The 26,091-nt window shown below is 71.2% G+C and carries 26 protein-coding genes; 12 read left to right on the top strand and 14 right to left on the bottom strand.

What is annotated here, in order from left to right; all coding sequences use genetic code 11:
- Positions 1-16: 16 nt before the first annotated feature.
- Genes KUV85_RS10290 through KUV85_RS10300 form a run of 3 tightly spaced genes read left to right on the top strand, consistent with a single transcriptional unit; the run spans position 17 to position 2,083 of the window.
- The gene (locus KUV85_RS10290) at positions 17-913 is read left to right on the top strand and encodes an alpha/beta hydrolase fold domain-containing protein (RefSeq protein ID WP_219959801.1); all 897 of its coding nucleotides are present in this window, start codon (positions 17-19) and stop codon (positions 911-913) included.
- Between the two features lie 44 nt (positions 914-957).
- Positions 958-1,455, top strand: coding sequence for a PPOX class F420-dependent oxidoreductase (locus KUV85_RS10295; RefSeq protein ID WP_219959802.1), 498 nt, complete (start codon positions 958-960; stop codon positions 1,453-1,455).
- Positions 1,442-2,083: a hypothetical protein gene (locus KUV85_RS10300; protein ID WP_219959803.1), complete on the top strand. Its 642-nt coding sequence runs from the start codon at positions 1,442-1,444 to the stop codon at positions 2,081-2,083. The genes KUV85_RS10295 and KUV85_RS10300 overlap by 14 nt, the downstream gene beginning before the upstream one ends.
- A 106-nt stretch (positions 2,084-2,189) precedes the next feature.
- Here the strand turns inward: KUV85_RS10300 and KUV85_RS10305 are convergent, their stop codons facing one another.
- Positions 2,190-5,057, bottom strand: coding sequence for a vitamin B12-dependent ribonucleotide reductase (locus KUV85_RS10305; RefSeq protein ID WP_219959804.1), 2,868 nt, complete (start codon positions 5,055-5,057; stop codon positions 2,190-2,192).
- 163 nt (positions 5,058-5,220) lie between these two features.
- The gene (nrdR, locus tag KUV85_RS10310; protein ID WP_219959805.1) at positions 5,221-5,736 is read right to left on the bottom strand and encodes a transcriptional regulator NrdR; all 516 of its coding nucleotides are present in this window, start codon (positions 5,734-5,736) and stop codon (positions 5,221-5,223) included.
- 333 nt (positions 5,737-6,069) lie between these two features.
- Between nrdR and KUV85_RS10315 the strand changes: the two genes are divergently transcribed.
- The gene (locus KUV85_RS10315; RefSeq protein WP_219959806.1) at positions 6,070-6,396 is read left to right on the top strand and encodes a hypothetical protein; all 327 of its coding nucleotides are present in this window, start codon (positions 6,070-6,072) and stop codon (positions 6,394-6,396) included.
- A 96-nt stretch (positions 6,397-6,492) separates the two neighbouring features.
- Here KUV85_RS10315 and KUV85_RS10320 read toward each other — a convergent pair whose 3' ends face one another.
- Entirely contained in the window at positions 6,493-7,089 is a 597-nt protein-coding gene (locus tag KUV85_RS10320) for a TetR/AcrR family transcriptional regulator (RefSeq protein WP_219959807.1), read from the bottom strand.
- A 102-nt stretch (positions 7,090-7,191) separates the two neighbouring features.
- On the opposite strand from KUV85_RS10320, the gene KUV85_RS10325 reads away from it, so the two are divergent.
- The gene (locus tag KUV85_RS10325) at positions 7,192-8,175 is read left to right on the top strand and encodes a hypothetical protein (RefSeq protein ID WP_219959808.1); all 984 of its coding nucleotides are present in this window, start codon (positions 7,192-7,194) and stop codon (positions 8,173-8,175) included.
- Positions 8,176-8,275: 100 nt separating this feature from the next.
- Here the strand turns inward: KUV85_RS10325 and KUV85_RS10330 are convergent, their stop codons facing one another.
- Positions 8,276-8,617: a LysM peptidoglycan-binding domain-containing protein gene (locus KUV85_RS10330; protein ID WP_219959809.1), complete on the bottom strand. Its 342-nt coding sequence runs from the start codon at positions 8,615-8,617 to the stop codon at positions 8,276-8,278.
- Between the two features lie 294 nt (positions 8,618-8,911).
- On the opposite strand from KUV85_RS10330, the gene lexA reads away from it, so the two are divergent.
- On the top strand, positions 8,912-9,643 hold the full coding sequence (gene lexA / locus KUV85_RS10335; RefSeq protein ID WP_219959810.1) for a transcriptional repressor LexA: 732 nt from the start codon (positions 8,912-8,914) through the stop codon (positions 9,641-9,643).
- Positions 9,644-9,724: 81 nt separating this feature from the next.
- The gene (locus KUV85_RS10340; protein ID WP_219959811.1) at positions 9,725-11,317 is read left to right on the top strand and encodes an MXAN_6640 family putative metalloprotease; all 1,593 of its coding nucleotides are present in this window, start codon (positions 9,725-9,727) and stop codon (positions 11,315-11,317) included.
- A gap of 8 nt (positions 11,318-11,325) precedes the next feature.
- Here the strand turns inward: KUV85_RS10340 and KUV85_RS10345 are convergent, their stop codons facing one another.
- Together KUV85_RS10345 and hflX are read right to left on the bottom strand one after the other, a co-directional pair.
- Positions 11,326-13,341, bottom strand: coding sequence for an ATP-dependent DNA helicase (locus KUV85_RS10345; protein WP_219959812.1), 2,016 nt, complete (start codon positions 13,339-13,341; stop codon positions 11,326-11,328).
- A 35-nt stretch (positions 13,342-13,376) separates the two neighbouring features.
- Positions 13,377-14,888: a GTPase HflX gene (gene hflX, locus KUV85_RS10350; protein ID WP_219959813.1), complete on the bottom strand. Its 1,512-nt coding sequence runs from the start codon at positions 14,886-14,888 to the stop codon at positions 13,377-13,379.
- Positions 14,889-15,030: 142 nt separating this feature from the next.
- On the opposite strand from hflX, the gene KUV85_RS10355 reads away from it, so the two are divergent.
- Positions 15,031-16,296, top strand: coding sequence for an MFS transporter (locus tag KUV85_RS10355; RefSeq protein WP_219959814.1), 1,266 nt, complete (start codon positions 15,031-15,033; stop codon positions 16,294-16,296).
- A 46-nt stretch (positions 16,297-16,342) separates the two neighbouring features.
- Here KUV85_RS10355 and KUV85_RS10360 read toward each other — a convergent pair whose 3' ends face one another.
- From KUV85_RS10360 to miaA, 5 genes are read right to left on the bottom strand one after another with little or no spacing between them, the layout of a single operon-like run.
- On the bottom strand, positions 16,343-17,119 hold the full coding sequence (locus KUV85_RS10360) for an SDR family NAD(P)-dependent oxidoreductase (protein WP_219959815.1): 777 nt from the start codon (positions 17,117-17,119) through the stop codon (positions 16,343-16,345).
- Between the two features lie 31 nt (positions 17,120-17,150).
- Positions 17,151-17,975 (bottom strand): diaminopimelate epimerase, encoded by an 825-nt coding sequence (gene dapF, locus KUV85_RS10365; RefSeq protein WP_219959816.1) that lies wholly within the window; start codon positions 17,973-17,975, stop codon positions 17,151-17,153.
- 25 nt (positions 17,976-18,000) lie between these two features.
- A complete protein-coding gene (locus KUV85_RS10370) occupies positions 18,001-18,828 on the bottom strand; it encodes an SDR family NAD(P)-dependent oxidoreductase (protein WP_219959817.1) in 828 nt (275 codons plus the stop codon).
- A 21-nt stretch (positions 18,829-18,849) separates the two neighbouring features.
- Positions 18,850-19,422 carry a dihydrofolate reductase family protein gene (locus tag KUV85_RS10375; RefSeq protein ID WP_219959818.1) on the bottom strand — a complete coding sequence of 191 codons (573 nt, stop codon included), beginning with the start codon at positions 19,420-19,422 and terminating at the stop codon, positions 18,850-18,852.
- Entirely contained in the window at positions 19,419-20,360 is a 942-nt protein-coding gene (gene miaA / locus KUV85_RS10380) for a tRNA (adenosine(37)-N6)-dimethylallyltransferase MiaA (RefSeq protein ID WP_219959819.1), read from the bottom strand. Before miaA ends, KUV85_RS10375 begins: the two co-directional genes overlap by 4 nt.
- 67 nt (positions 20,361-20,427) lie before the next feature.
- Between miaA and KUV85_RS10385 the strand changes: the two genes are divergently transcribed.
- The 3 genes from KUV85_RS10385 to orn are packed head-to-tail and all read left to right on the top strand — an operon-like array spanning position 20,428 to position 21,759.
- Positions 20,428-20,634 (top strand): antitoxin, encoded by a 207-nt coding sequence (locus tag KUV85_RS10385; protein ID WP_219959820.1) that lies wholly within the window; start codon positions 20,428-20,430, stop codon positions 20,632-20,634.
- 55 nt (positions 20,635-20,689) lie between these two features.
- A complete protein-coding gene (locus tag KUV85_RS10390) occupies positions 20,690-21,178 on the top strand; it encodes an NUDIX domain-containing protein (RefSeq protein WP_219959821.1) in 489 nt (162 codons plus the stop codon).
- Positions 21,179-21,216: 38 nt separating this feature from the next.
- On the top strand, positions 21,217-21,759 hold the full coding sequence (gene orn, locus KUV85_RS10395; protein ID WP_219959822.1) for an oligoribonuclease: 543 nt from the start codon (positions 21,217-21,219) through the stop codon (positions 21,757-21,759).
- 27 nt (positions 21,760-21,786) lie between these two features.
- Here orn and KUV85_RS10400 read toward each other — a convergent pair whose 3' ends face one another.
- The 3 genes from KUV85_RS10400 to miaB all read right to left on the bottom strand — a co-directional run bounded on the left by KUV85_RS10400 (position 21,787) and on the right by miaB (position 25,065).
- A complete protein-coding gene (locus KUV85_RS10400; RefSeq protein WP_219959823.1) occupies positions 21,787-22,671 on the bottom strand; it encodes a DUF559 domain-containing protein in 885 nt (294 codons plus the stop codon).
- A gap of 151 nt (positions 22,672-22,822) precedes the next feature.
- Positions 22,823-23,554, bottom strand: coding sequence for a peptidase E (locus KUV85_RS10405; RefSeq protein ID WP_219959824.1), 732 nt, complete (start codon positions 23,552-23,554; stop codon positions 22,823-22,825).
- Between the two features lie 26 nt (positions 23,555-23,580).
- Positions 23,581-25,065: a tRNA (N6-isopentenyl adenosine(37)-C2)-methylthiotransferase MiaB gene (miaB, locus tag KUV85_RS10410; RefSeq protein WP_219959825.1), complete on the bottom strand. Its 1,485-nt coding sequence runs from the start codon at positions 25,063-25,065 to the stop codon at positions 23,581-23,583.
- A gap of 106 nt (positions 25,066-25,171) precedes the next feature.
- On the opposite strand from miaB, the gene KUV85_RS10415 reads away from it, so the two are divergent.
- The gene (locus tag KUV85_RS10415) at positions 25,172-26,071 is read left to right on the top strand and encodes a hypothetical protein (protein WP_219959826.1); all 900 of its coding nucleotides are present in this window, start codon (positions 25,172-25,174) and stop codon (positions 26,069-26,071) included.
- Positions 26,072-26,091: the final 20 nt, after the last annotated feature.

Here is a 26,091-nt window from a genome sequence, read left to right on the forward strand (position 1 = left end):
CTGTGAGGATGGCGCCGTGTCCTGGCAGATGAAGGTCGTGGGGGCGTACATGCGCCTCACCCGCAAGCGGAAGTACGCGGCGCCGGACGGCGGCCCGGCGCTGTTGGCGCAGCCCAAGGGGCCGACGACGCCCCCGCCGCGAGCGGTGCGCGGCCTTGCCGTCACCGAGCGGAGGGCACCCGGCGGGCACGACGTCACCGTGTACGACGTCGCCCGGCCCGAGGTGGTCGACGATCCGGCTGCGCCGGTGGTGGTCTACCTGCACGGCGGGGCGTTCTACGCCGAGATCGTCACGCAGCACTGGCAACTGGTCGCCGACCTGGCACGGGAGCTGGACGCTGTCGTCCGGGTGCCGATCTACGGCCTCGCGCCCGACCACCACGCCGCGGAGGCACACGACCTGGTGGCCGACCTCCTCGCCGAGGCCGATCGTGCCGGCCGGGCGTCGTACCTCATCGGCGACTCCGCCGGCGGCAACCTCGCGCTCGTCGGCGCCCAACGCGCCCGCGGCCGCGTCACGGGCCTGCGCGGCGTGACGGTGATGGCACCGTGGCTCGACCTCACGATGTCCAACCCCGAGATCGACGCATTGGAGCCGCACGACCCGTGGCTGGCGCGGGCCGCGTTGCACCACGTCGCCGAGGTGTGGGCCGACGGCACTTCGCTGACCGACCCGACGATCTCGCCACTCCGGGGCACCTTCGAGGCGCTCCCGCCGGTCGACGTCTGGATCGGCACCCGCGACATCTCGCTCCCCGACGCCCGACTGCTGCGCGCCGCGATCGCAGAGCACGGTCCCGTCACCTACCACGAGGAGCCGGACGCACTCCACGTCCACCCGCTGCTGCCGGTCCCCGAGGGCCGCGCGGCCCGTCCGGTGCTGATCGAGCACGTACGCCGGCAACTGGTCTAGTCCGACGACCCCACCGGTGCTGGACGGCGACCTAGTGTGGGTCCATGGAACTCACCGAAGCCCTCGCGGCCGCTCGTGCGACGAACCAGTCCGTCCTGACCACGATCAAGCGGGACGGCCGGCCCCAGCTGTCCAACGTCCTGCACCACACCGACGACGACGGCGTCACCCGCATCTCGACGACCGCCAACCGCGCCAAGGCCCACAACCTCGAGCGCGACCCCTGGGCCGCGCTCCACGTCAACGGCGAGACGTTCTTCAGCTACGCCGTGATGGAGGGTGAGGCCGAGCTGTCCGAGGTGGCGGCCGAGCCCGACGATGCGGTCGTCGACGAGCTGGTCGCCGTCTACCGCGCGATCGGGGGCGACCACGACGACTGGGACGCCTACCGCCGGGCGATGGTCGACGAGCAGCGCCTCGTCGTCCGGTTCCGCGCCGAGCGCGCCTACGGCAGCGGCGAGCTGCCGTCGCCCAAGGAGCCCTCGACCCGCCAGATCGCGGAGGACGCGCTCGGAGCAGAATGGTCCCGTGACCGGGACTGACGACCACCTCACCGCGACCATCGAGCACCTGCAATCCGAGGAGTACGTCGTCACGCAGCCGCTGCCCGGCGCCCTGCACGTGACGGGACGGTTCTCCAACCCCGAGCGCATCGCGCTCACCGCAGCCGCCCACGCCGGCGACGAGCCCACCGCCGTGTGGGCGGTCACGCCGCGCGAGGACTGGGCACTCGTCGTGTGGCGGCGACCTGACCTGGTCGCGATCGTCCAGAAGGGCACCACCCCGCGCCGCTGGCGCCACCGGCAGCTGCCCGGCCGCATGGCACCCGACGCCCCGACCTTCCTCGACGGCGCCGCGTCGCGCTTCGACATCGTGACCCGTCCCAAGCACCAGCCCACCGATGCGGCGCGGGAGGTCCTGGCGGGCTTCGACATCGCCGATCCGGCGCCGCCCGGATGGGAGCCGCCCGAGGAGCTCGCTCCTGAGCCCACGCCCACGGTGAGCTCCGCACGATCCCGCGCGACACGCACCGCGGGCAGCCAGGAGCGTCCCGCGCGCAAGCCCAAGGCCGAGCCGAAGCGGTCAGCGCGACCGGAGCCCACGCCGGCGGTCTGCCCCAGCTGCTTCATGGCGCTCCCGGCGACCGGCGTCTGCGACAACTGCAGCTGAGCCGACCCGCTCACCCGCGCCGCGGCGTACGCCGCCTCGAAAACCACCAGTGCGGTGGATCGGAGTCACCTGGTGACTCCGATCCACCGCACAGTGGCGTGATGCCTCAGCTGCAGCCGGAGGTGCTGCCGCAGCCCTCGCAGACGTGGCAGCTGCCCGCGGGCCGCATCTTGGTGCCACACGTCATGCACAGCGGGCTGTCGACCGCGCCGCCGGTCAGCTCCTCCAGGAGCTCGGCCGAGGTCTTGGCCGTGGACGGGGTGTCCTGCGGCGTCTCGACGGCCTCGGTGGCCTCCGTCGCGTCCTCGGCCGGGGCACGCTTGGCCTTCGGCTCGGTCGGCGGACCGTCGACGATCTCCTCGGCGGTGCCGGTCTCCTCCAGCGGCTCGTACGAGCCGGTCTCGAGGTGACGCTGGCGCTCCTCGGCGGAGTAGATGCCCAGCGCGGAACGCTTGTCGAAGGACAGGTAGTCCAGCGCGAGCCGACGGAACACGTAGTCCATCAGCGACTGGCTCATCCGCACGTCCGGGTCGTCGGTGAGACCGGCCGGCTCGAAGCGCAGGTTGGTGAACTTCGAGACGTAGGTCTCCAGCGGGACGCCGTACTGCAGGCCGATGCTGACCGCGATCGAGAACGCGTCCATCACCCCGGCCAGGGTCGAGCCCTGCTTGCCGAGCTTCAGGAACAGCTCGCCCAGGTCGCCGTCCTCGTGGGCACCGGAGATCATGTAGCCCTCGGCACCACCGACGGTGAAGCTGGTCGTGAGCGCCTGGCGCGACTTCGGCAGCCGCTTGCGGGTCGGCGCGTAGACGACCTTCTCGACGACCTCGACCTCCTTGTCGGAGGACTCCTCGACGTCCTTCTTCTTCGCCTTGGCGTCAGCCAGCGGCTGGCCCACCTTGCAGTTGTCGCGGTAAATCGCGGTCGCCTTGAGACCGAGCTTCCAGCTCTGCAGGTAGATGTCCTCGATGTCCTCGACCGAGGCCTCCTCGGGGAGGTTGACGGTCTTGGAGATCGCACCGGAGAGGAACGGCTGGCAGGCCGCCATCATCTTGACGTGACCCATCGGCTTCAGCGCCCGGGCACCCATCGCGCAGTCGAAGACCTCGTAGTGCTCGGGCTTGAGGCCCGGGGCGTCGATCACGTGGCCGTGCTCGGCGATGTAGTCCACGATCGCCTCGCTCTGCTCGGCCTGGTAGCCGAGGTTCTTCAGAGCGCGCGGCACCGTCTGGTTGACGATCTGCATCGAGCCGCCACCGACCAGCTTCTTGAACTTGACCAGCGAGAAGTCCGGCTCGATGCCGGTGGTGTCGCAGTCCATCATGAAGCCGATCGTCCCGGTCGGCGCGAGCACGGAGGCCTGCGCGTTGCGGAAGCCGTTCTCCTTGCCCAGGTCGACCACACGCTGCCACTCGCTGGCCGCGGCCTCGCGGACGTCGCCGTCGACGGCGTGGATCGGGCGCAGGGCGTCGTTGGCGGCCTGGTGCTTGCGCATCACCCGCTGGTGCGGCTCAGCGTTGCGGGCGTAACCGGCGTACGGGCCGACGATGCCGGCGAGCTCGGCCGAGCGGCGGTAGGACGTGCCGGTCATCAGGCTGGTGATGGAGGCGGCCATCGCACGGCCACCCTCGGAGTCGTAGCCCAGGCCCATCGCCATCAGCATCGCGCCGAGGTTGGCGTAGCCGATGCCGAGCTGGCGGTAGTCGCGGGTGGTGTCGCCGATCGGGTCGGTCGGGAAGTCCGCGAAGCAGATCGAGATGTCCATCGCGGTGATGATCAGCTCGACGGCCTTGGTGAAGGTCTCGGAGTCGAAGGTGTCGTCGTCCTTGAGGAACTTCAGCAGGTTCAGGCTCGCCAGGTTGCACGAGGAGTTGTCCAGCGACATGTACTCCGAGCACGGGTTGGACGCGGTGATCCGGCCGGTCTCGGGGTTGGTGTGCCAGTCGTTGATGGTGTCGTCGTACTGGACGCCCGGGTCGGCGCAGGACCAGGCCGCCTCGCTGATCTTCTTGAACAGCTCACGGGCGTCGACGTGCTCGATGACCTCGCCGGTGCCGCGGGCCTTGAGGCCGAACTCAGTGCCCTCCTCGACCGCGCGCATGAACTCGTCGCTCACGCGCACCGAGTTGTTGGCGTTCTGGTACTGCACCGAGGTGATGTCATGGCCACCGAGGTCCATGTCGAACCCGGCGTCGCGCAGCGCACGGATCTTGTGCTCCTCACGCGCCTTGGTCTCGACGAACTCCTCGATGTCGGGGTGGTCCACGTCGAGCACGACCATCTTGGCCGCACGGCGCGTCGCACCGCCGGACTTGATGGTGCCGGCCGAGGCGTCCGCGCCGCGCATGAACGAGACGGGCCCCGATGCGGTGCCGCCGGAGGAGAGCAGCTCCTTGGAGGAGCGGATGCGGGAGAGGTTCAGGCCGGCGCCGGAGCCGCCCTTGAAGATGAATCCCTCCTCCTTGTACCAGTTCAGGATCGAGTCCATGGAGTCGTCGACGGAGAGGATGAAGCAGGCCGACACCTGCTGCGGGGACTTCGTGCCGACGTTGAACCAGACCGGGGAGTTGAAGGAGAAGTACTGGTGCAGCAGCAGCCAGGTCATCTCGTGCTCGAAGACCTCCGCGTCGGCGGTGGTCGCGAAGTAGCCGTGCTCGAGTCCGGCCTTGACGTAGGTGTGCACGACGCGGTCGATGAGCTGCTTGAGGCTCGTCTCGCGCGCCGGGGTGCCCACGGCGCCGCGGAAGTACTTCGTCGTCACGATCGTGGAGGCGTTGAGCGACCAGGTCTCGGGGAACTCCACGCCGAGCTGCTCGAAGACGGTCTCGTCGGTCTTCCAGTTCTTCTGGACGACGTCACGGCGCTCCCAGGTGACCTCGTCGTAGGGGTGCACCCCCTCGGTGCTGAAGACCCGCTCGATCTCCAGTCCCGTGCCGGCCGTGGTGGCTGCCTGCGGGTCAACCGTCTCTGTCATGACTCTCCTTGTCCCCTGCTGCTCTCGAGCGAACTGTTGGTGCTGGTGCTGCGGTGGGTGGTGCTGTGTCGGAAGTGTCCCGCGAGGCACCGACACTGCCGGTGCGTCGCGCGGGTTGGAAGCCCGGCAGGCAGCTTCCCCACTACCTGCCGGGCGGTCTGTGTCAGCCCGTGTTGGCTGTGCTGTCGGCCGTCACCTGCGACCGGTCCAGGACCGCCGGGGAATCAGGGATCCCCCGCTCGGCCTTCAACATCGCGATCTCGTCGGCGAAGTCCTCCACGGAGTCGAACCCGCGGTAGACGCTCGCGAAGCGCAGGTAGGCGACCTCGTCGAGCTTGCGCAGCGGCGCCAGGATCGCCAGGCCGACCTCGTGGGCGGCGATCTCGGGCGAACCCGCCTGCCGCAGGCTGTCCTCGACCTCCTGGCCCAGGCAGGCCAGCTGGTCCTCGGTGACCGGGCGTCCCTTGCAGGCCTTGCGGGCACCGGAGACCGCCTTGTCGCGCCGGAAGGGCTCGCTGGCTCCGGACTTCTTCAGCACCGTCAGCTGCATCGCCTCGACGGTGGTGAAGCGCTTCTCGCACGACTGGCAGACTCGCCGGCGGCGGATGCCCGCACCGTCGTCGGCCACGCGGGAGTCGAGCACCCGGGTGTCGGTGTGCCGGCAGAACGGACAGTGCATCCCGAGCCTCCTTCGCTGCGTCGTGGCCTGTGGAAAAGTCTGCTGTCGCGGTGGACATCCAGCCTCGCGATGTGGATCGCCACGCCTGAGTTGTGGAACTAGATGTGGAGAACTACATCCGTGTAAGTACTAGATGTAGTGGCAACCGTACGCCGCCACCCAAGGCGCTCGCAAGCGAACCGGAGAGTTGGTTTCGACCTCCCGCCACGGGCACAGCGTTTTCGCAGGTCACCGCGGAAACAGGCCCCCGAAAATCGCTTCCGGACATCGGTGTGTCGCCCTCGTCGGCGGGCCCGGTCACCATTGTTGAAGCAATGCGCGACAATGACGCCCGTGAGCAGCGGCAAGCGCATGGGACCCACCGAGCAGCGGGGCCGCGTGCTGCCCCGACTGCTGGGTCTCGCCGCCGGCATCACCGCCTGCCTGCTGGCTTGGGGATACCTGGTCTACATCGCGATCGACTTCGGCGCCGAGGCCCGTCGCGACGGCAACGGCGCCGCCTGGGGCCTCCTCGCCGTGGCCGGCATCGGCGCGGTCGCCTGCCTGTTCCTCGCCTTCCTGCTGCTCACCCGCCTGCTCCAGGCCATCGGCCTTTTCCCCGAACCGACCCCTCGTCGCTCCCCCGGTGCACCGAAGGGCGGCAAGCGGGCCAAGCGCTGAGGCGGGGACGCGATCCCCGGTCGGCCGGGGATCGCCCACCTTGTCGGGCACTGCAACGCCGGACAAGGTGGGCGAAAGGCCGACAACCCTCCGCCGTCAGTGGCGCAGCAGGTCGCCCAACCCGGCGGCGTACGCCGCGGGCGTGACGTCCGGGAACACCAGCCGCTGCAGCATGAACCCCGGCAGCAGGCCCATCAGGGCACGGGCGACACGCGTGGGCTCGGCGTCGGCAGGCAGGAAGCCGGCCTCGATCGCGCGCCGGGCGTAGGTCACCCAGGCGGCCGCGATGCGTCCGGCCTCGCCGCGGGCGATCTCGAGGACCTCGGGGTCACGCACGGCCTCGGCCCACGTCTGGAGTGCCACCCGATGGAGCTCCACCCCGTGCGCCTCGCCCAGATCGACGATGCGTTGGGTCAGGTCGAGCACGACGCGCTCGGGGTCCGGCAGTTCCTCCGCCTCCGCGGCCTCCTCGACCACCACCGCGACATCGGCGATCGCGGTCTCGGCGATGGCCCGGATCAGGTCCTGCTTGTTGCGGAAGTAGAGGTACACCGCTCCCGCGGACAGCCCCGACTCCCGGATCACGGCGGCCATCGTCGTGCGGTGGAACCCGTCCTGGGCAACGCACCGCAGCATCGCGCGGACGATCTGCTCGCGCCGCGCAGCGCGGTGCTCCTCGGTCACCTTCGGCATACCGCCATCCTGCCACAGAAAACGAACGCCCGTTCTTGACAGGAGCGGCCGGCGTCTCCATCCTTGTCAAAACCGAATGTTCATTCTGTTTGGAGTCTCGCCATGACCAGCCCGACCTCGCCGAGCCACGCCGCACCCGCCGCCGCGACGTCCGCGGCCACACCCTGGCGATCCGTGATCGGAGCCGCCGTCGGCCTCGCCGCCCTGCTCACCGTGCTCCTCGCCGCCTTCGCGTGGCCCGCCAGCGAGTACGAGCCCCGCGACTTCCCCCTCGCCGTTGCGGGCCCACCCGACGCCACCGCCGGCATCGAGCAGCGACTCGCCGCAACGCTCGGCGAGGACGCGATCGACGTCACCACCGTGGCCGACCGCGCTGCCGCGGTCGCGGCCATCGAGGACCGGTCGGCGTACGGCGCCCTCGTCGTCGGGGCCGGGAGCACCGAGGTGCTGACCGCCACGGGGGCCGGAGCGGCGCCTGCGCAGTTCGTGACCCAGGTCGGCACCCAGGTGGCCGGCGCCACCGGGTCGGCTCCCACCGTCACCGACGTCGTACCGACGGCCGATGGCGACCCCCGCGGCAGCGTCTTCGCCGCGGGCGCACTCCCCCTCGCCATCGGCGGCATCCTCATCGGCGCCGTCACGTCCCTGGCGCTGCCCCGCATCCGTGACCGACTCCTCGCCGCCGCCCTCGCCGCAGCGCTCGGCGCACTCGGCCTCGCCGCACTGCTGCAGTTCGGCCTCGACGCCGTCGCGGGGTCCTACGCCGCCAACGCCGGCGTCATCGCACTCGGCGTGCTTGCAGTCGCACTGCCGATCATCGGCCTGCGCCACCTCATCGGCCCGGCGGGCATCGGCGTGGTGGCGCTCGCGGTCATGCTCATCGGCAACCCACTGTCGGGTGTCGCCACGAGTCCCCACCTGATCCCTCTCGGCTCGCTGGGGCAGCTCTTCCCGCCGGGCGCCGTGGGGAGCGCGCTGCGCAGCACGTCGTACTTCGACGGCGCCGGCGCCCTGGCGCCAGTCCTCGTGCTGTGCACGTGGGCCGTCGCCGGGCTCGGCCTGGCACTCCTCCCCCGCAAGGAGTGAGGTCGCCCGAATGCGTCGAGGGCGGGACCGTCGCGGTCCCGCCCTCGTCTTCCCCACCACTCGCCGGGGGTCGAGGTCGGCGAGTAGTCCGTGCGCGCGCTCAGTCGAGCGGAACGCGCAGCTCTTGACCCGCCTGGAGCAGGTTGCCCTCGAAGGTGTTGAGGTCGCGGATGCGATCCATCATGGTCAGCACGTCGCCACCCGCGGCGGCGTCGGCCGCGATGTCCCACAGCGTCTCCCCGTGGTCGACGGTCACGACCTCGACCTGCACCACGCCGGCCTCGTCGGAGGCGACGGATCCGGCAGCGAGCCAGACGGCGGCGCCCAGCGCGAGCAGCAGCCCGAGCACCATGACGGCCACCCGGCCGCGACGAGTGAGGCGGACCGGCGCCGGACGGCGCGCGTCGTAGGAGACCTGCGGGGCAAGGGCGATCGTGCTCATGGGGACCTCCAGGGGGAAGTGTCGATCCGGTGATCGGCGGGGGTCGTGCGTGCGATGCGATGTCTAGTCGGGACCGCCGACACTTCGCCGTACGGCGATCGGGCCAGCGGATCGATCAGACGTTCGATCGAACACATGTGCGAGGTTAGATCACCTGTTCGAACGAAGTCAAGGACCTGTTCGAATCCTTGTTCGAGGCGTGTCGCGACACGCGCGGTTCGAACAGTTGTTTGAAACCGTGCGCTGGGAGGACTACCGTCAAGGCACTCGATCACCGCTGCGCAGGAGGACGCCATGGCCGGCAAGCAGAAGGCAGGCTTGAAGAAGGTTGCCGAGTTCCCCGACGGGCCGCCGGACGCCACCGGGCTGACCCCGCGACAGCAGCGCGTGCTGGCCACCATCAAGGACAGCATCGAGAACCGTGGCTACCCGCCCAGCATGCGCGAGATCGGCAGCGCGGTCGGCCTGACCAGCACCTCCAGCGTCGCCCACCAGCTGCGCACGCTCGAGGACAAGGGCTTCATCAAGCGCGACCCCAACCGGCCGCGCGCCCTCGAGGTCTTCCTCCCCGAGGTGATGAAGGCCCGCAAGTCGCTCTCCGCCGCCGAGGAGTCCAGCTACGACGAGACCGGCGCCGGTGACGCCTCCCCCGCAGCCAGCTACGTCCCCCTCGTGGGCCGTATCGCCGCGGGCGGCCCGATCCTGGCCGAGGAGCGCATCGAGGAGGTCATGCCGCTGCCCAAGCAGATCGTGGGCGAGGGACAGCTGTTCCTGCTCGAGGTCTCGGGCGAGTCGATGATCGACGCCGCGATCTGCGACGGCGACTTCGTCGTGATCCGCCAGCAGCCCGATGCCGACAACGGTGACATCGTCGCCGCGATGATCGACGGCGAGGCGACGGTGAAGACCTTCCAGCGCAAGGACGGGCAGGTCTGGCTGTTGCCCCACAACGACGCATTCGAGCCCATCGACGGCACCCACGCCACGATCCTGGGCAAGGTCACCGCCGTGATGCGCAGCATCTGAGGCTCGGCGTTGCCCCACGGGGCGGCATCACTGCCGTAGGCTGGCCCGGCCCTTCCGTCTTCCCCCTGGGAGCAGCACGTCATGAACCACCCCCGTCTGCGGGGCGCGCGCCTCGTTGCACTGCCGGCCATCGTCCTCACGCTCGCTGCCGCCCTGCTGGCCCCGACCAGCGCCGTCGCCAAGGACAAGGACGACAAGCGCGGTCGCGCCCAGGAGGCGCTCGCCATGGTGGAGGGCATCCTCTCGGGCAACATCGGCCGCGGCAGCAGCCGTCCCGACGACTCCCGCCAGCAGGGTGTCGACCTCACGATGGCCATGCGCGACCTCTTCCTGACCCGCGACGCGCTCTCGGGCAAGGAGCAGGAGCGTGCCGACTCGCTGCTGGCGCGCCCCACCGACGGCAGTGGGCCGGCGTACGAGCCCAAGTATCCCGACGGGGCCTCCCGGCGCACCTGCAGCTCGGCGGTGTGCGTGCACTACGTCACGGGCGGCCGCCACGCCGCCAGCCGCTCCTTCGCGGTCGACGTACGCCGTGCGGTGACCACCGCGCACCAGCGCATCCGGGGACGTGGCTTCCGGGGCCCGCTCAACGACGCCGGCCGGGGCGGCGACAACCGCCCCGACGTCTACCTGGCCGACATCGGCCGTGACGTCGGCGTCTTCGGCTACGCCGTCGCGGACCGCAAGAACGCGCTCTGGGGTCGCGGCGCGGGCGGATACGTGGTCCTCGACAACAACTTCTCGGAATTCTGCTCCGGCGGTTGCGGCGCCGGCACGGCGGACCGGCTGATGCGGGCCACCGCCGCGCACGAGTACTTCCACGTCGTCCAGTTCGCCTACGACTACGCCGAGGACGTGTGGTTCATGGAGGCGACCGCGACCTGGATCGAGGACGAGGTCTTCGACGACGTCAACGACAACGTCAACTTCCTCTACTCCAGCCCGAGCGCCCTGCAGACCCCGCGGGTCCCGATCGACGCCCCCGACGCGAACCCCTACGCCAACTGGATCCTCTTCCGGAACCTCTCCGAGCGCTACGGCGCCAAGGTGGTCCGCAAGGCGTGGCAGAAGGCAGACGCGTGGCGCGGCTACGACGGCAGCCGCAACCCCAAGGACCACTACTCCCTCAAGGCACTCCAGGGCGCGGTGGACTACGGCGTGGGCGGCAACTGGACGGTGGACTTCGCCAACTTCGCGATGGACAACCGCCGTCCCGGGCGGGCCTACCAGGAGGGCAGCGCGCAGAACTACCCGGCCGCGCCGCTCAAGACCCGGTTCCGCCACTTCAAGGACAACCGCAAGCGCACCATGGCCGTGAAGCGGTCCCACCTCTCCAGCGCGACCTACCGCTACATCCCCGCCGGCAAGCTGCGCTACGGCTGGCGTCTCCGGGTGCGCGTCCACGGCCTCCCCCACGGCAAGGGCGGCTACGCGATGGCCGAGATCAACAAGAAGGGCGGCGGCATCAAGCGCGTGTTCTTCTACCTCGGCGGCGACGGCAAGCAGGTCAAGAAGCTGCCCTACGGGAAGTCGAAGGTGAACTGGATCGAGTTCACCGTCGTCAACGCCAGCACCCGCTACCGGTGCAACCAGGACCGACCGGACAACACCTGCGACGGCGTACCGCAGGACGAGAACGAGAACTTCTGGATCGCCACCAAGGCGGTCCGCTAGCACTACAGCTAGCCAGCGGCCAGTCGCGCCAGGGCCTGCCGTACGACGGTCGGGTCGGTCGTCGGCCACATCGGCGGCAGGCTCGCGGCCAGGAACGACCCGTAGCGGGCCGTGGCCAGTCGCGGGTCGAGGACCGCGACCACGCCGCGGTCGCTGGAGGTGCGGATCAGCCGGCCGGTCCCCTGCGCGAGCAGGAGGGCGGCATGGGTGGCCGCGACCTGCATGAACCCGTTGCCACCCGCCGCCTGAACGGCGCGCTGGCGCGCGCTGAGGAGCGGGTCGTCGGGCCGCGGGAACGGGATCCGGTCGATGATGACCAGCTGGCACGTCTCCCCCGGGACGTCCAACCCCTGCCACAGGCCGAGGGTGCCGAAGAGCACGGTGTGCGGGTCGTCGGTGAACTGCCGGGCGAGCTCGGGCAGCTGGGCGTCGCCCTGGGCGAGCGTGGTGAGGTGCGGCAACCGCTCCCGCATCGCCTCGGCGGCGGCGTCCGCCGCGCGGCGTGAGGAGAACAGGCCGAGCGTGCGACCGTCGGCGGCGTCGATGAGCTCGGCGATCTCGTCCAGCTGCGGTCTGCCGAGGCCGTCGCGCCCCGGTGGCGGGAGGTGTCGGGCGACGTACCGGATGGCCTGCTTGCCGTAGTCGAACGGGCTGCCGACGTCGAGGCCGACCCAGGGCTGTGCCTCGTCGTGGCCCTCGGGGGAACCGTCCGCGTCGGCGCCCGACGGCCGGGTGTCCGGGCCGTCGGTGCCGACCGCCACCTGCTCGGAGGGCTTCAGGCCGACGCTGGTCGCGACCGCGGTGAAGTCGCCGCCGAGCTTGAGGGTCGCCGAGGTCATCACGGCGGTCTTCTCCGCCAGCAGCTTGTCGCGTAGTTGGCCCCACACCTGGAGCGGTGCGATGCAGAGCCGGGGCGGCATCCGCTCGGTGCCCTCGGTGCGCCACAGGACGTCGGACTCACCCAGCGCCGCCATCCGCTCGGCGGTGGCGAAGAGCTCCTGCACGCTCGCCTTGGCCTGGCTCATGGCGGCGTCGGGCTCGTCCCCGGACGACCTGGGGAACGCCGAGGCGCAGGCGCGTGCGGCGTCGCGGACCAGCTCCAGCGCGTCGGAGAGGTCCTGGGGCAACCGGTCGATCCGGCCGGGCTCGGCGACGGTGACGGCGTCACGCAATGCCTCGGCGGCATCAGTCAGGTCGTCGGCCTCGTCGCCCTCGACGTGGCGCACGCTGCGCTTCGCTGCCCGCTCGACGTCGGCCGCCCACAGCTCGTCGGTGGCGGCCTGCGTCACCCGGGCGGTCAGCTCGTGGGCCTCGTCGACGACGACCACGTCGTAGTCGGGGATCATCGGGATCTGCTCGATCGCATCGATGGCCAGCAGCGAGTGGTTGGTCACCACCAGGTGGGACCGCTGGGCTCGCTCCTTGGCCAGCTCGGCGAAGCACTCCGCGCCGAAGGGGCACCGGGCCGCACCCACGCACTCCCGGGCACTCACGCTGACCTGGCGCCACTCCTTGTCGGTGTGCCGCGGCGCCCCGTCCCGTTCACCGGTGCCGCCGGACTCCGCCTCGGACTCGACCCACTCGCGCAGCTCGAGCACCTTGGCGCCCATCGACCCCTCGGGCAGGTCCACCAGCGACCCCTGGTCGTCGGGCACGCCCTCGCGGACCCGGTGGAGGCAGGCGTAGTTGGACCGGCCCTTGAGGACGGCGAAGGAGGTGTCGACGTCGTCGCGGTCCTTCAGCGCCTCCATGAGTCGCGGGATGTCGCGCTCCACGAGCTGGTGCTGCAGGGCCAGGGTGGCGGTCGCCACGACGACGCGCTGGTCGTGCAGCAGGGCCGGGACCAGGTAGCCCAGCGACTTGCCCGTGCCGGTGCCGGCCTGGACCAGCAGGTGCTGGGAACGGGCGATCGCGGTGGCGACGGCCTCGGCCATGTCGACCTGCCCGGCACGCTCCTGACCACCGACGGCCGCGACGGCAGCCGCCAACGCCTCTCGCACCTGCGCACCCTCGACCCCGGACATGGCGGCAACCCTAGACGGGGTCGACGACAGGTCGTTCAGACGGCGTACGCCGCCAGCTCACCGGCCAGCGCGTCGGTCGTGCGGCCGGTGATGCGGGTGCCCTCGGCGGTGTGCTCGAGCGAGGTGATCTCACCGTCGCGGTGCAGCCGGTCGATGAGGTCCCCGCGGGCATAGGGCACCAGCGCGGAGAACTCCACGTCGGGGCGTGGCAGGTCCGCCTCGATGGCGGCGACCGCCTCCTCGATGCCGGCACCGGTCTTCGCCGACACGACCACCGCATGGGGTTCGCTGCGCCGCAGGCGGGAGAGCACCAGCGGGTCGGCCAGGTCGGCCTTGTTGACCATCACGATCTCGGGGATGTCGCCGGCCTCGATGTCGGCGAGCACCTCCCGCACCGCGGAGAGCTGTCCCTCGGGATCGGGGTGCGAGCCGTCCACGACGTGCACCAGCAGGTCGGCGTCGGCGACCTCCTCCAACGTGGAGCGGAATGCCTCGACCAGCTGGTGGGGCAGGTGCCGGACGAACCCGACGGTGTCACTCATGGTGTAGACCCGCCCGTCGGCGGTCTGCGTACGCCGCGTGGTCGGGTCCAGGGTGGCGAAGAGCGCGTCCTCGACCAGCACGCCGGCGCCGGTCAGCCGGTTGAGCAGCGAGGACTTGCCGGCGTTGGTGTAGCCGGCGATGGCGACGCTGGGCACCTGGTTGCGCTGCCGCTCCTGGCGCTTGGTGCGTCGCGTGCCGGCCATCTGCTTCAGCTCGCGGCGGAGCTTGGCGATCTTGTCGTTGATGCGGCGCCGGTCGGTCTCGATCTTGGTCTCACCGGGGCCGCGACCACCGATGCCCTCACCACCGGCCGCCTGGCCACCGGCCTGCCGGGAGAGGTTGCCGCCCCACCCGCGCAGGCGCTGCTTCATGTAGTTCAGCTGCGCCAGCTCGACCTGCGCCTTGCCCTCCTTGGACTTGGCGTGCTGGGCGAAGATGTCGAGGATCAGGGCGGTCCGGTCGACCACCTTGACGTGGATGCGGTCCTCGAGGTTGCGCAGTTGGGAGGGCGCGAGCTCGCCGTCGCAGATCACGGTGTCGGCGCCGGTCGCCTTGACGATGTCGCGCACCTCCTCGACCTTGCCGCGGCCGATGTAGGTCGCGGGGTCGGGTGCCTGCCGGCGCTGGTAGACGGCCTCGAGGATCTCCGAGCCGGCGGTCTCGGCGAGCAGCGCGAGCTCGGCCATGGAGTTCTCGGCGTCCTGCACGGTGCCCTCGGTCCACACACCGACGAGCACCACCCGCTCCAGGCGGAGCTGGCGGTACTCGACCATGGAGATGTCCTCCAGGTCGGTGCGCAGCGCAGCGACGCGCCGCAGCGTCTGGCGGGCGTCGAGGTCGAGGTCGCCGGTCGTGGGTGTCGCGTCCGGGGCCCCCGCGCGGGAGGTGGCGGACGTGGTGCCGCTGCGGGGGCTGTCCCCGCGGCCGGTGGCGTCGTCCTCGTCGTCCCAGCCGGCGGTCTCGGCCAGCTCGTCGTCGAGGGAGAATTCAGATGCGTTCGTCATGGGTGCCTCCAGCGTACGGCGGCGCCGCACGGAGCGCGATCCGATTAGGTCCTCCGACGTCCGTGACCCCACGACGCGACGTGTTCCCTCTCGCACCGTCGTCGATGCCGGACCCCGCCGCTCCCCCTGCGAGACTCGTCCGGTGACCGACGTACGCCGCCCCGCCCGCACCCTGCCGTGGACCGCACTGGTGCTGGGGCTGGGCATCGTGATGCTGGCGAGCTCGCTGCGTGCCGGCGTCACCAGCATCGGCGTGCTGCTGCCCGAGCTCCGCGAGGGCCTGGGCATGGACGCCACGACGGTGAGCCTGCTGACCTCGCTGCCGGTGTGGTGCTTCGCCGTCGTCGGCCTGGGCGCCGGCGCGGTGATCATGCGGCTGGGCGTGCACCGCGTGACGGTGCTGCTGCTGACCGCCATCGTCGTCGGCCTGCTGGCCCGCGCGGTGACCGACTCGGCGTGGGGGTTCCTGCTGGCCACCACGGTGGCGATGTTCGGTGCGGCCCTGGGCAACGTCGTCCTCCCGCCGCTGACCCGCCAGCACTTCCCCAACCGGGTCCCGTTGGTCAGTGCGTTGTACGGCGGCACGCTGCTGACCGGTGCGGCGGTCGCGGCCGGCACCTCGGCCCCCATCGCGGACGCCTTCGACTCCTGGCGCGTGGCGCTGGCCACCTGGTCGCTGCTGGCGCTGGTGGGCCTCGCGGTGTGGCTGCCCACCGCCATCGCCGAGCGGCCGCCGCGGCACGAGCGCCGCGCGGCCCGCACCCGGGCGACGATCTCGCTGGCCCGCGTGGCTCGCACCCGCGTGGCGTGGGCGCTCGCGCTCCTCTTCGGTGCCCAGTCCTCGCAGGCCTACGCCCAGTTCGGGTACTGGAGCGACATCTTCTCCGACGCCGGCGTCGACGCGACCCGCGCCGGCGCGATCCTCGGCGTGACGATCGCCGTCGGCATCCCGATCACGCTCTCCCTGCCGGTGCTGATGCGGTACGCCGGCACCTCGGTCGCCGTACCGATCAGCTTCGCCGCCATCACCGCTGCCGGCTGGCTCGGTGTGGCGACCGCCCCGCTCTTCCTCGGCGGCTGGTTGTGGGGCCTGCTGCTGGGCACCGGCGGCTCGGCCTTCACTTGGTGCCTGGCGCTGATCGGCCTGCGTGCCCGCACGCCGCAGGGCAGCGCGCAGCTCTCGTCCTTCGCCCAGGGCACCGGCTACCTGCTCGCGGCGACCGCGACGTTCTCGGTGGGCCTGCTGCACGACGCCACTGACACCTGGGGCGTGCCGATCGGCATGCTGATCGTGCTCACCGGCGTCATGGCCGTCGCCGGGTCGGTGGCGATCCGCTCCGCCCCGATCGAGGAGGAGCTGGCCGCGCAGGCCGATCAGGACGTCTCGGGCTCGAGCGTCCGCCGGTAGAGCACCTCATCGCCCCCCTGTGCCGAGGGGGCGATGAAGTCGTCGGTCACTTCGGGGGCATGCGGATGCCGCCGTCGACCCGGATCACCTCACCGTTCATGTAGGAGTTGGTCAGGCACTCCAGGACCATGCTGGCCAACTCGTCGGGGACGCCGAGACGCTTGGGGAACAGCACGCTCTGGCCGAGCCGGGCCTTGAACTCCTCGGCCTGCTCGCCCTCGCCGTAGATCGGGGTGTCGATCAGGCCGGGGGCGACGGTGTTGAGGCGGATGCCGGCGGCGGAGAGGTCCCGCGCGACGGGGAGCGTCATGCCGACGACGCCACCCTTGGAGGCGGAGTACGACGCCTGGCCGATCTGGCCGTCGAAGGCCGCGACGCTGGCGAGGTTGACGATCGCACCCCGGCAGTTGTCCGCGTCGGGCTCGTTCTGGCTCATGGCGGTCGCGGCCTGGCGGACCATGTCGAAGGTGCCGATCAGGTTGATGGCGATGACCTTGGTGAAGGCGGCCAGGTCGTGGGCGGACTCGACCTGGCCGTCGCGGCCGATGGTGCGCTGGGCCCAGCCGATGCCGGCGGAGTTGACGACGGCGCGCAACGGGGCGATGTCGGCGGCGGCCGTCACTGCCGCACCGATCTGGTCGGTGTCGGTGACGTCGACCTGCGCGAAGACGCCCTTGATCTCGTCGGCGAGTGCCTCACCGCGGTCGGCCTGCAGGTCCGCGACGACGACGGTCGCGCCCTTGGCGGCGAGCTGGCGGGCGGCCGCGGCGCCGATGCCCGAGGCGCCGCCGGTGACGATGGCTGAAGATCCGGAGAGTTCCATGTTCGGAGACTAACCGGGCCGGCGAGGACCCCTAGAGCGAGGTCGTGCCGCGGCCGACGATCACGGCCGGCCCCGTCATCAGCACCCGGTCCTCGGTGGTCCAGGTGACGCGCAGCGTGCCGCCGGGCAGGTCGATGCGGTACGGCGTACCGCGCTCGGCGTCGTCGGCGACCGCGGTGGCGACCATGACCGCGCACGCGCCCGTGCCGCAGGAGCGGGTCTCGCCCGAGCCACGCTCGTGGACCCGCATCGCGACGTGGTGCGGCGCACGCCGCTGGACGAACTCGACATTGACCCCGTGCGGATAGGTCGCCGGGTCGTGCAGCGGTGCCTCGCGCAGCGGGCCCGCGTCGTCGAGGTCCTCCACGAAGGCGACGGCGTGGGGGTTGCCCATGTCGACGTGGCGGGCGGACCACTCCCAGCCGCCGACGCCGATGACGGTCTCGCCCAGCAGCCGCGGCGCGCCCATGTCGACGGTGATGTCGGGGCCGTCGAAGCGCAGCGTCTTGACGCCGTCGCGGGTCGCGATCGGCAGCGGCCGCGTCGGGTCGGCCCACCCCTCCTCGACCAGGTAGCGCCCGAAGACGCGGATGCCGTTGCCGCACATCTCCGACAGCGAGCCGTCGGCGTTGCGGTAGTCCATGAACCACTCGGCGTCCTGCCCGCGCGCCTCGTCGACGGCCTCGGTCCGCACGACGCGGAGTACGCCGTCACCACCGAGTCCGGCGCGGCGATCGGTGAGCGCACGCACCCGGCCGGCGGTCAGGTCGACGTGGACCGTGCCGTCGGGGTCGGGCAGCAGCACGAAGTCGTTCTCGGTGCCGTGGCCCTTCGCGAAGGGGTAGGCGTCGCTCACGTTCCCAGCCTAGTTGGGCCCCGGGTCACCGGGTCGGGCGACCGCGCCGCAGCGCCGGGTGGCCCCTGGCGATCAGCGGCAGCAGCGCCGAGCGCGGGACCAGCGGCGCGAGCATCGCGCCGATCCGGTTGGGGGCGCCGGGCACGACGACCGTGCGGCCCTTGGCGAGGCCGTCGATCCCGGCCCGGGCCACGGCCGGTGCGCTGACCCACATCGCCCGCGGCACCGACCCGTGGGCCTCCTCCTCGGTGAAGCCGGCTGCCGCCACGAAGCCGGTGTCGACCGGGCCCGGGCACAGGGCGGTCACGGTGACGCCCGTCCCCTTGGTCTCGGCGGCGAGCGCCTGGGTGTAGGAGAGCACGTGGGCCTTCGCGGCGCCGTACCCCGCCTGGCCGGGGAAGGGCTGGAAGGCGATCGTCGAGGCGACGTTGAGCAGGGCGCCCCGGCCCCGCTGCGTGGCGCCGGGCAGCCAGCGGGTGGTCAGGTCGACCACCGAGGCGACGTCGACCTCGACCTGGTCCAGCTCACGCTCCACGTCGGCGTCGGCCACGGGGCCGGTGGTGGAGAAGCCGGCGTTGTTGACCAGCACGTCCACGGTGACACCGAGGTCCGCGACCCGGTCCAGGAGCTCGGCCCGGGCGGCGCGGTCGGCCAGGTCGGTGGGCAGGACGTCGGCGGTCCCGCCGGCGGCGACGACCTGGTCGGCGACCTCGCGGAGCTTGTCCTCGCTGCGCGCGACCAACACGACGCGGTGACCGCGGGTCGCGAGCTCGCGGGCGATGGCGGCACCGATGCCGGACGAGGCGCCGGTGACCAGGGCGGCAGTGCTCGGGCTGGGAGCAGGAAGCGTCATGGCACCGAGGCTACGTCGGTCTCACCACTCCCCCGGTCCCCGCACGCGGTAACGGTGGCAGGTGAAGTCCCGGTTGCGTCCCGTCTCCACCAGCTCGAGTGCGAGACGACGCGGCAGCAGCGGACGCCCCGAACCCAGCGTCACCGGCGCGACGTAGGTGATGACCTCGTCGAGCAGCCCGGCGTCGGCGAACTGGCCGGCGAGGTCACCACCACCCACCACCCACAGGTCCTTGCCGTCGGCGGCGGCCACCATGGCGTCGTGCACGGCACGCACCTCACCGGAGGCGAACCGGATGTCGCGGCCGGGCTCGGCGGAGAGGTCGCGATGGGTCATCACGAACGCCGGCAGGTCATAGGGCCACGGCGACCCGACCTCCTCGACGACGTCGGCGCTGTGGGCGAGCACCCATTCGTACGTCGTCGCCCCCATCACGATCGCACCGATGTCGGCGAAGAACGCGTCGTAGTTGAGCAGACCCTCGTGGTCCTGGTCGTTGCCGAAGAGCCATGCGAGGGAGTCCTCCGCGTCGGCGATGAAGCCGTCGAGACTGGTCGCGGTGTAGTAGGTCAGGGTGGGCCGCCGATCGTTCATGGGGCCACCCTCTCGCCGACCACCGACAGCGCACGGTCGATCCGGTGCGGGTCGTCGTGGGCCACCCAGTGGATGCGCGGGTCCTTGCGCCACCACGCCATCTGGCGGCGCGAGAACTGCCGCGTCGCCACGACGATCCGGTCACGGGCCTGCGCCAGCGTCATCTCTCCATCCAGGTGCGCCAGGACCTCGCGGTAGCCGATCGCACGGGACGCCGTGCGTCCCTCACGCAGGCCCGCCCCGACCAGCCGTTCCACCTCGGCCACGAGGCCCTCGTCGAACATCCGGTCCACGCGGAGCTCGATGCGCTCGTCGAGCACCGCCCGGTCGATCTCGATACCGACCTGCACGGTCGTGGGGTCGACGTACTCCTGCCGCGGCAGGCTGGCCGAGAAGGGTCGACCGGTCAGCTCGATGACCTCGAGCGCGCGCACGATGCGGCGACCGTTGTCGGGCACGATGCGCTCGGCCGCCGCCGGGTCGCGCTCGGCCAGCAGTGCGTGCAACGCGTGGGACCCGCGCTCGGCCAGCTCCGCCTCCCAGGCCTCCCGCAGCGCGGCATCGGTGCCCGGGAAGTCGAAGTGGTCGAGGATCGCACGGGTGTAGAGCGCCGAGCCGCCCACCAGCACCGGCGAGCGGCCGCGCCCGCGGATCTCCGCGATCGCGTCGCGCGCCCATCCCTGGAACTGCGCCACCGTCGCCGGGTCGCGCACCTCGTGGGTGTCCAGCAGGTGGTGCGGGATCCCCCGACGCTCGGCGGGCGGCAGCTTCGCGGTGCCGACGTCCATGCCGCGGTAGACCTGCATCGCGTCGGTGTTGACCACCTCGCCGCCCAACGCCTCCGCGAGGTCGAGCGAGAGGCCGGTCTTGCCCGAGGCCGTGGGGCCCACGACCGCCACCACGGCCGGCTGTGCGCGACGCTCGGCGGCGGTGACCATGGTGCCAGTGTGGCGTTCTGGCTAGGCTGGCGTCACGCACACCCCCCCTCTGGAGGAGAGAAGTCTCGTGGGTTTCTTCAGCAAGGCCAAGGACAAGCTGACCAAAGCCGTCGACGACCACGGCGACAAGATCAGCGACGGCATCGACAAGGGCGCGGCCAAGCTGAGCGAGAAGACCGGCGGCAAGTACGACGACAAGATCCAGCAGGGCACGGACAAGGCCAAGGACGCCCTCGACAAGCTCGACGGCAAGGACGACGACATCCAGAACTGAGCTCGTGACGCCGCCCTCGGGCGGCGCACGAACGACGGACGGGCAGAGCACCTCGGTGACCATCAGGGACGACACGACCGGCAAGGTTCGGTTCGCCGTCGTCCCCGCCGCCTACGTCTTCCTTCTGCGGGAGACGGCGGTCGGGTCCACCGAGGTGCTCCTGCAATTGCGCCAGCACACCGGCTTCATGGACGGCCACTGGGCAGCGGCCGCCGCGGGCCACGTCGAGGCCGGCGAGACGGCGTACGACGCCGCGCAGCGGGAGGCGCACGAGGAGATCGCCGTCGACGGGCTGGCCCTGGAGTTCCTCACCTCGATGCAGCGCACCGCCGGCGGACCGGCGATCGACGAGCGCATCGACTTCTTCTTCACCGCCCGCGACTGGCGGGGTGAACCCCGCATCACCGAACCCGACAAGTGCGCCGACCTGCAGTGGTTCGCCCTCGACGCCCTGCCCGACCCGGTGGTGCCGCACGAGCTGGTCGTGCTCGAGGGCATCCGCACCGGCGGCGTGGCGGCGTACACCACCCACGGCTTCGGCTGAGTTCGGGCGGGGTCCGCACCGGTGGCTACGCTGCGGCCATGAGCGCTGCGCTGCTGTGGGTGGACCTGGAGATGACCGGCTTGGACCCGGTCGAGGACCGGATCCTGGAGGTGGCCGCGATCGCCACCGACTGGGACTTCACCACGCTCGACACCTACGAGGCCGTCAAGCAGTGCGGCCCGGCCCTGATGAAGAAGCGCATGGTGGGCGACTTCTGGGAGGCGAACGCCGCGGTGCGCGAGGCCCTGCTGGAGCAGAACGAGCACGGCAAGAACGGCCGGACCGTGGAGAACGAGCTGCTCGACTTCGTCGACGAGCACTTCGGCGACGGCGCGACGAAAGTCGTGCTCGCCGGCAACTCCATCCACCAGGACCGCAAGTTCATCGCGAACGAGTGGCCGCGGCTGGACTCGCGGCTGCACTACCGGATGCTCGACGTCTCGGCGTGGAAGGTCGTCTTCGAGGGCAAGTACGACGAGCGCTTCGCCAAGGCCGGCGCCCACCGCGCCCTCGCCGACATCGAGGAGTCCATCGCCGAGATGCAGCACTACCTCAGCTTCGTCGGCGAACGTACCGACTGACGCGTCAGGGCCGGTTGTTGCCACTCCTCAGGCGTGAGCCCGACACGCACCGCATCGTTCGGTACGTTCCCGTACGGCTGCCCGCAGGATTGCCAGTACCTGGGCGGGATGGAGCATCACGTCCTCCCAGCTGAACCGGAGCACCAGCCAACCGTGGACGACCATGCCGTTGTAGCGGCGCGCGTCGTTGCGCAACGCGACACGGTCGCCGTGCCACTCGAACGAGTCGGCCTCGATCACGATCTGTAGGTCGACGTCGACCAGGTCCGGCCGCCCGAGAAATTCACTGCCCCACAGCGGAACCTGCGGCCTCACCCGCAGCCCCTCCACCTGCTCGGTCAAGTAGCGCGCCGTCGTCTCGAAGGGGTTGGCGGCGCGGCCGTCGGCGTGTGCGGCGACCCACCGCACCTGGCGTGCTCCGGGACCACGGGCGTCCCGCGCGAGCGCCTGGAGTCGACGCAGCGCGTAGCCCTCGCGCAGGGCCGAGTCGGCGACGGCCAGCGCTCGGTCCGGATCCAACATGCGCAGACAGTCGACGAGCGTCCGATCGGGGCTGGTGACGCCGTCGCTCACGTCGTCAGGACCGAACCGCAGTCGCCGCAGCTCGACCCTCGCCGTCTGCTCTGCGACCACCTTCCGGTTCGGTGGCAGTGCCACCTGCGGGCGGCCCGGCGGGAACTTCACCGCCCATCCCCAGTGCAGGGCTGCGCTCTCCAGGCAAAGGACGCCGGTCAGCGCGTGCGCGGCAGCGAGGCCGTCGCTGATCGAGGGCAGCCCGTAGCGTCCCCGTGCGACGCGCACCACCTCACCCGAAACGCGCGCGGCGTCGAGTTCACGTCGGGAGGTCCGGCGCACCAGGTCGCCGCGGGCGGCAATCCCACCCGAGCGCTGGAGTTCATCGACGACGGACATGGCAAGCACGGTGCCGGATTGCCATCGATCCCACTGTGCTCATCCACAGGCACCGCACCCGGACGTACTCAACGGCGCCACCGCCCCGCCCACGGGCCCCAAACCACGGTCGCGCGGGCCGTTCGGTACGTCGGTGTGCGACGACCAGAGATCAGGTCAGGAGCCGTGCCTCGATGGGCGTCTCGACGGCCGAGCCGGCCTCGTCCCGCTCGACGAAGTACGCCGCCTTGCCCAGGACCTCCGTGAGCGCCTCGACCATGTCGGTGCCGCGGTAGAGCAGTCCGGCACCGTCGTCGGTGGCGTAGCCGGCCGGCAGCGTGCCGTCGGCGACCAGCGACTGGAACAGCGGTCGCCGCTGCGCCTCGGAGTCGTAGTGGACGCCGTTAGACCACGGCAGCAGCGCGAGGCCGTTGGTGACCGGCCGCAGCTCCGGTCCGAACGAGTCGGTGGTGCCGCCGACGTGCCAGCACAGCGAGCCAGCGGACACGCCGGTCAGCACGACACCCGCCTCCCACGCGGCGCGCATCGCCTCGCCGACACCGTGCAGCTCCCACATCGCCAGCAGGCCGGCCACGCTGCCGCCCCAGACCCAGACGACGTCCTGATCACGCAGGTGCGCGGCGATGTCGGGCACGTTGGGCATCGGGAAGAGCTGCAGGTGCGAGCCGTGCCAGCCCGCCTCGTGCGCCGCGTCGTAGAACTCGCGGACCAGTCGCGCGTCGTCGCCGCAGGCGGTGGGGACGAAGCACACCCGCGGCGCGCGGCCGTTCACACCGGCGAGGTCGACGGCGTGGTGGGTCAACGGGCCGGCGGACCAGGCGGTCCGGGTGCCAGCGATCCTCCCGCCGGAGGTCGCCAGGATCGTCGGAGTGTCAGCTGCCATGCGCCGATGCTGTCACCGGCGGTGGCTCACCCGCAGGTGGGTGCCTCGGGCAAAGGGTCGGGGACGCCGACGGACGGCATGCCGAGCCCGACGGCCGGGCCACCGTTGGTCGAGCCTGTCGAGACCCGCCGCTCCCACGCGTCGCCGGAGCGCGTACGCCGCAACGCCCGCACGGGGCCGTCCGCCACCAGGTAGTGGGGCGCGGCGCGCGTGATCTGGACCGTGACGACGTCGCCGGGGCGGGGCTCGCCGGCGGTGGCGGAGAAGTCGGCCTCGAAGTGGACCAGCCGGTTGTCCGGGCCGCGGCCGGAGAGCCGGTGGGTCTCGGCGTTCTTGCGGCCCTCGCCCTCGGCGACGAGCAGCTCGACCTCGCGGCCGACGAGCGCCTGGTTCTCCTCCCAGGCGATCTCGTTGACGACTTCGACGAGCCGCTGGTAGCGGTCCTTGACCACGGCCGGGTCGACCTGGTCGGGCAGGTCCGCGGCCGGCGTACCGGGGCGCTTGGAGTACTGGAAGGTGAACGCGCCCGAGAAGCGCGCCTCGCGCACGACGTCGAGCGTGGCCCGGAAGTCCTCCTCGGTCTCGCCGGGGAAGCCGACGATGATGTCGGTGGTGATGGCCGCGTCCGGCATGGCCGCGCGCACCCGCTCGATGATGCCGAGGAACTTGCGCTGCCGGTAGGCGCGACGCATGTCCTTGAGGACCTTGTCCGAGCCCGACTGCAGCGGCATGTGGAGCTGCGGCATGACGTTGGGCGTCTCGGCCATCGCCTCGATGACGTCGTCGGTGAACTCCGCCGGGTGCGGCGAGGTGAAGCGCACGCGCTCGAGGCCCTCGATCTCGCCGCAGGCACGCAGCAGCTTCGAGAACGCCTGCCGGTCGCCGAACTCCACGCCGTAGGCGTTGACGTTCTGGCCCAGCAGGGTGACCTCGGTGACGCCGTCGGCGACGAGCGCCTCGATCTCGGCGAGGATGTCGCCCGGCCGGCGGTCCTTCTCCTTGCCGCGCAGCGCGGGGACGATGCAGAAGGTGCAGGTGTTGTTGCAGCCCACGCTCACCGACACCCAGGCGGCGTACGCCGACTCCCGCTTGGTGGGCAGCGTGGAGGGGAAGACCTCCAGCGACTCCAGGATCTCCACCTGGGCCTCGTCCTGCACCCGCGCGCGCTCCAGCAGGGCGGGCAGCGAGCCGATGTTGTGGGTGCCGAAGACGACGTCGACCCACGGGGCGCGCTCGGTGATGGTGTCGCGGTCCTTCTGCGCCAGGCAGCCGCCCACGGCGATCTGGAGCCCGGGGTGCGCCTCCTTGATGGGCGCGAGGTGGCCGAGGTTGCCGTAGAGCCGGTTGTCGGCGTTCTCCCGCACGGCGCAGGTGTTGAACACGACCACGTCGGCCTGCGTCTCCTCGGGCGCGGCGACGTAGCCCGCGTCCTCCAACAGCCCGGAGAGCCGCTCGGAGTCGTGGACGTTCATCTGGCACCCGTAGGTGCGGACCTCGTACGTGCGCGTCATGACCCGAAAATCGTACGGCGCCACCGCGGCTGGCCCGAATCCATGGCTCCTCGGGCACCGGTCCGTGTAGATTCCGAGCACTACCGCGCGATGGGGGACGACAATGGTGCGTCGGCTTGCTCTGCTGGGATCAGTGCTCGCGTTGGCAGCCGCGTGCAGTTCGGCCGGTACCGGCGCGGGAAGTGCCGAAGAGGCCACCGACGACGCACCTGCCTCCGAGGTCGTCGCGGAGTCACCGTCGGCCCCGGCCACGACGGAGGAGCCGGAGGCCACGATCCGGGACTTCGACTTCGGCACCGTGCGGTGGCGTGAGGCGGTCGCGGGCGAGTTCCGTCGGATCGGCACCGACGACGTCGGTCGGGTCTTCGCGGTCGGCGACACGGCGTACGCCGACGTCAACGACGACGGGCACGACGACGCCCTCGTCGGCCTCGAGATCACCGACGGCAACGGCTACGAGCAGATCTTCTACATCTGGACCTGGGACGCCGCGAAGGAGAAGGCCGTCCAGGTCGAGAACCCCATCGCACGCGAGTTCCGCTGCGGCGACGCCGTCGAGAAGGTGGCCGGCGGCGACGGCGCCTTCACCATCACCGAGCGGCTGCGCTTCCAGGGCCAGGACCTGCCCGACTGCGCGGCGACACCGCCGATCAAGGTCCAGCGCAGCGTGCGCCTGGAGGACAACTGGCCGGTGCTGACGACCGGACAGGGCGGCCACGGCGGCATCTGCCCCCAGCCCCAGGGCACCGACGCGCTGTTCGACCTCGAGGGCATCCCCGTGCACCCCGGACCACGCGAGGAGACGGGCACGTTGGACGCCTCGGTGGTCACGAAGTTCGCCGAGGTCGACGTGTGGGACCACCTGTGGCTGTACCGGGAGAACTGGATGCTCATCCACTTCCTGCCCGCCAGCCGTGGCGCAGGCGACGGCTTCGCCGAGTACGGCGACTACGTCCCCTGCGGCTGGGTGTACCTCGAGGACGACCAGCGGCCGATCCCGCACTGAGTGCGACGACACCCTGCTCC

The sequence above is a fragment of the Nocardioides panacisoli genome (genome assembly GCF_019448235.1).
Classification (GTDB): domain Bacteria; phylum Actinomycetota; class Actinomycetes; order Propionibacteriales; family Nocardioidaceae; genus Nocardioides; species Nocardioides panacisoli_A.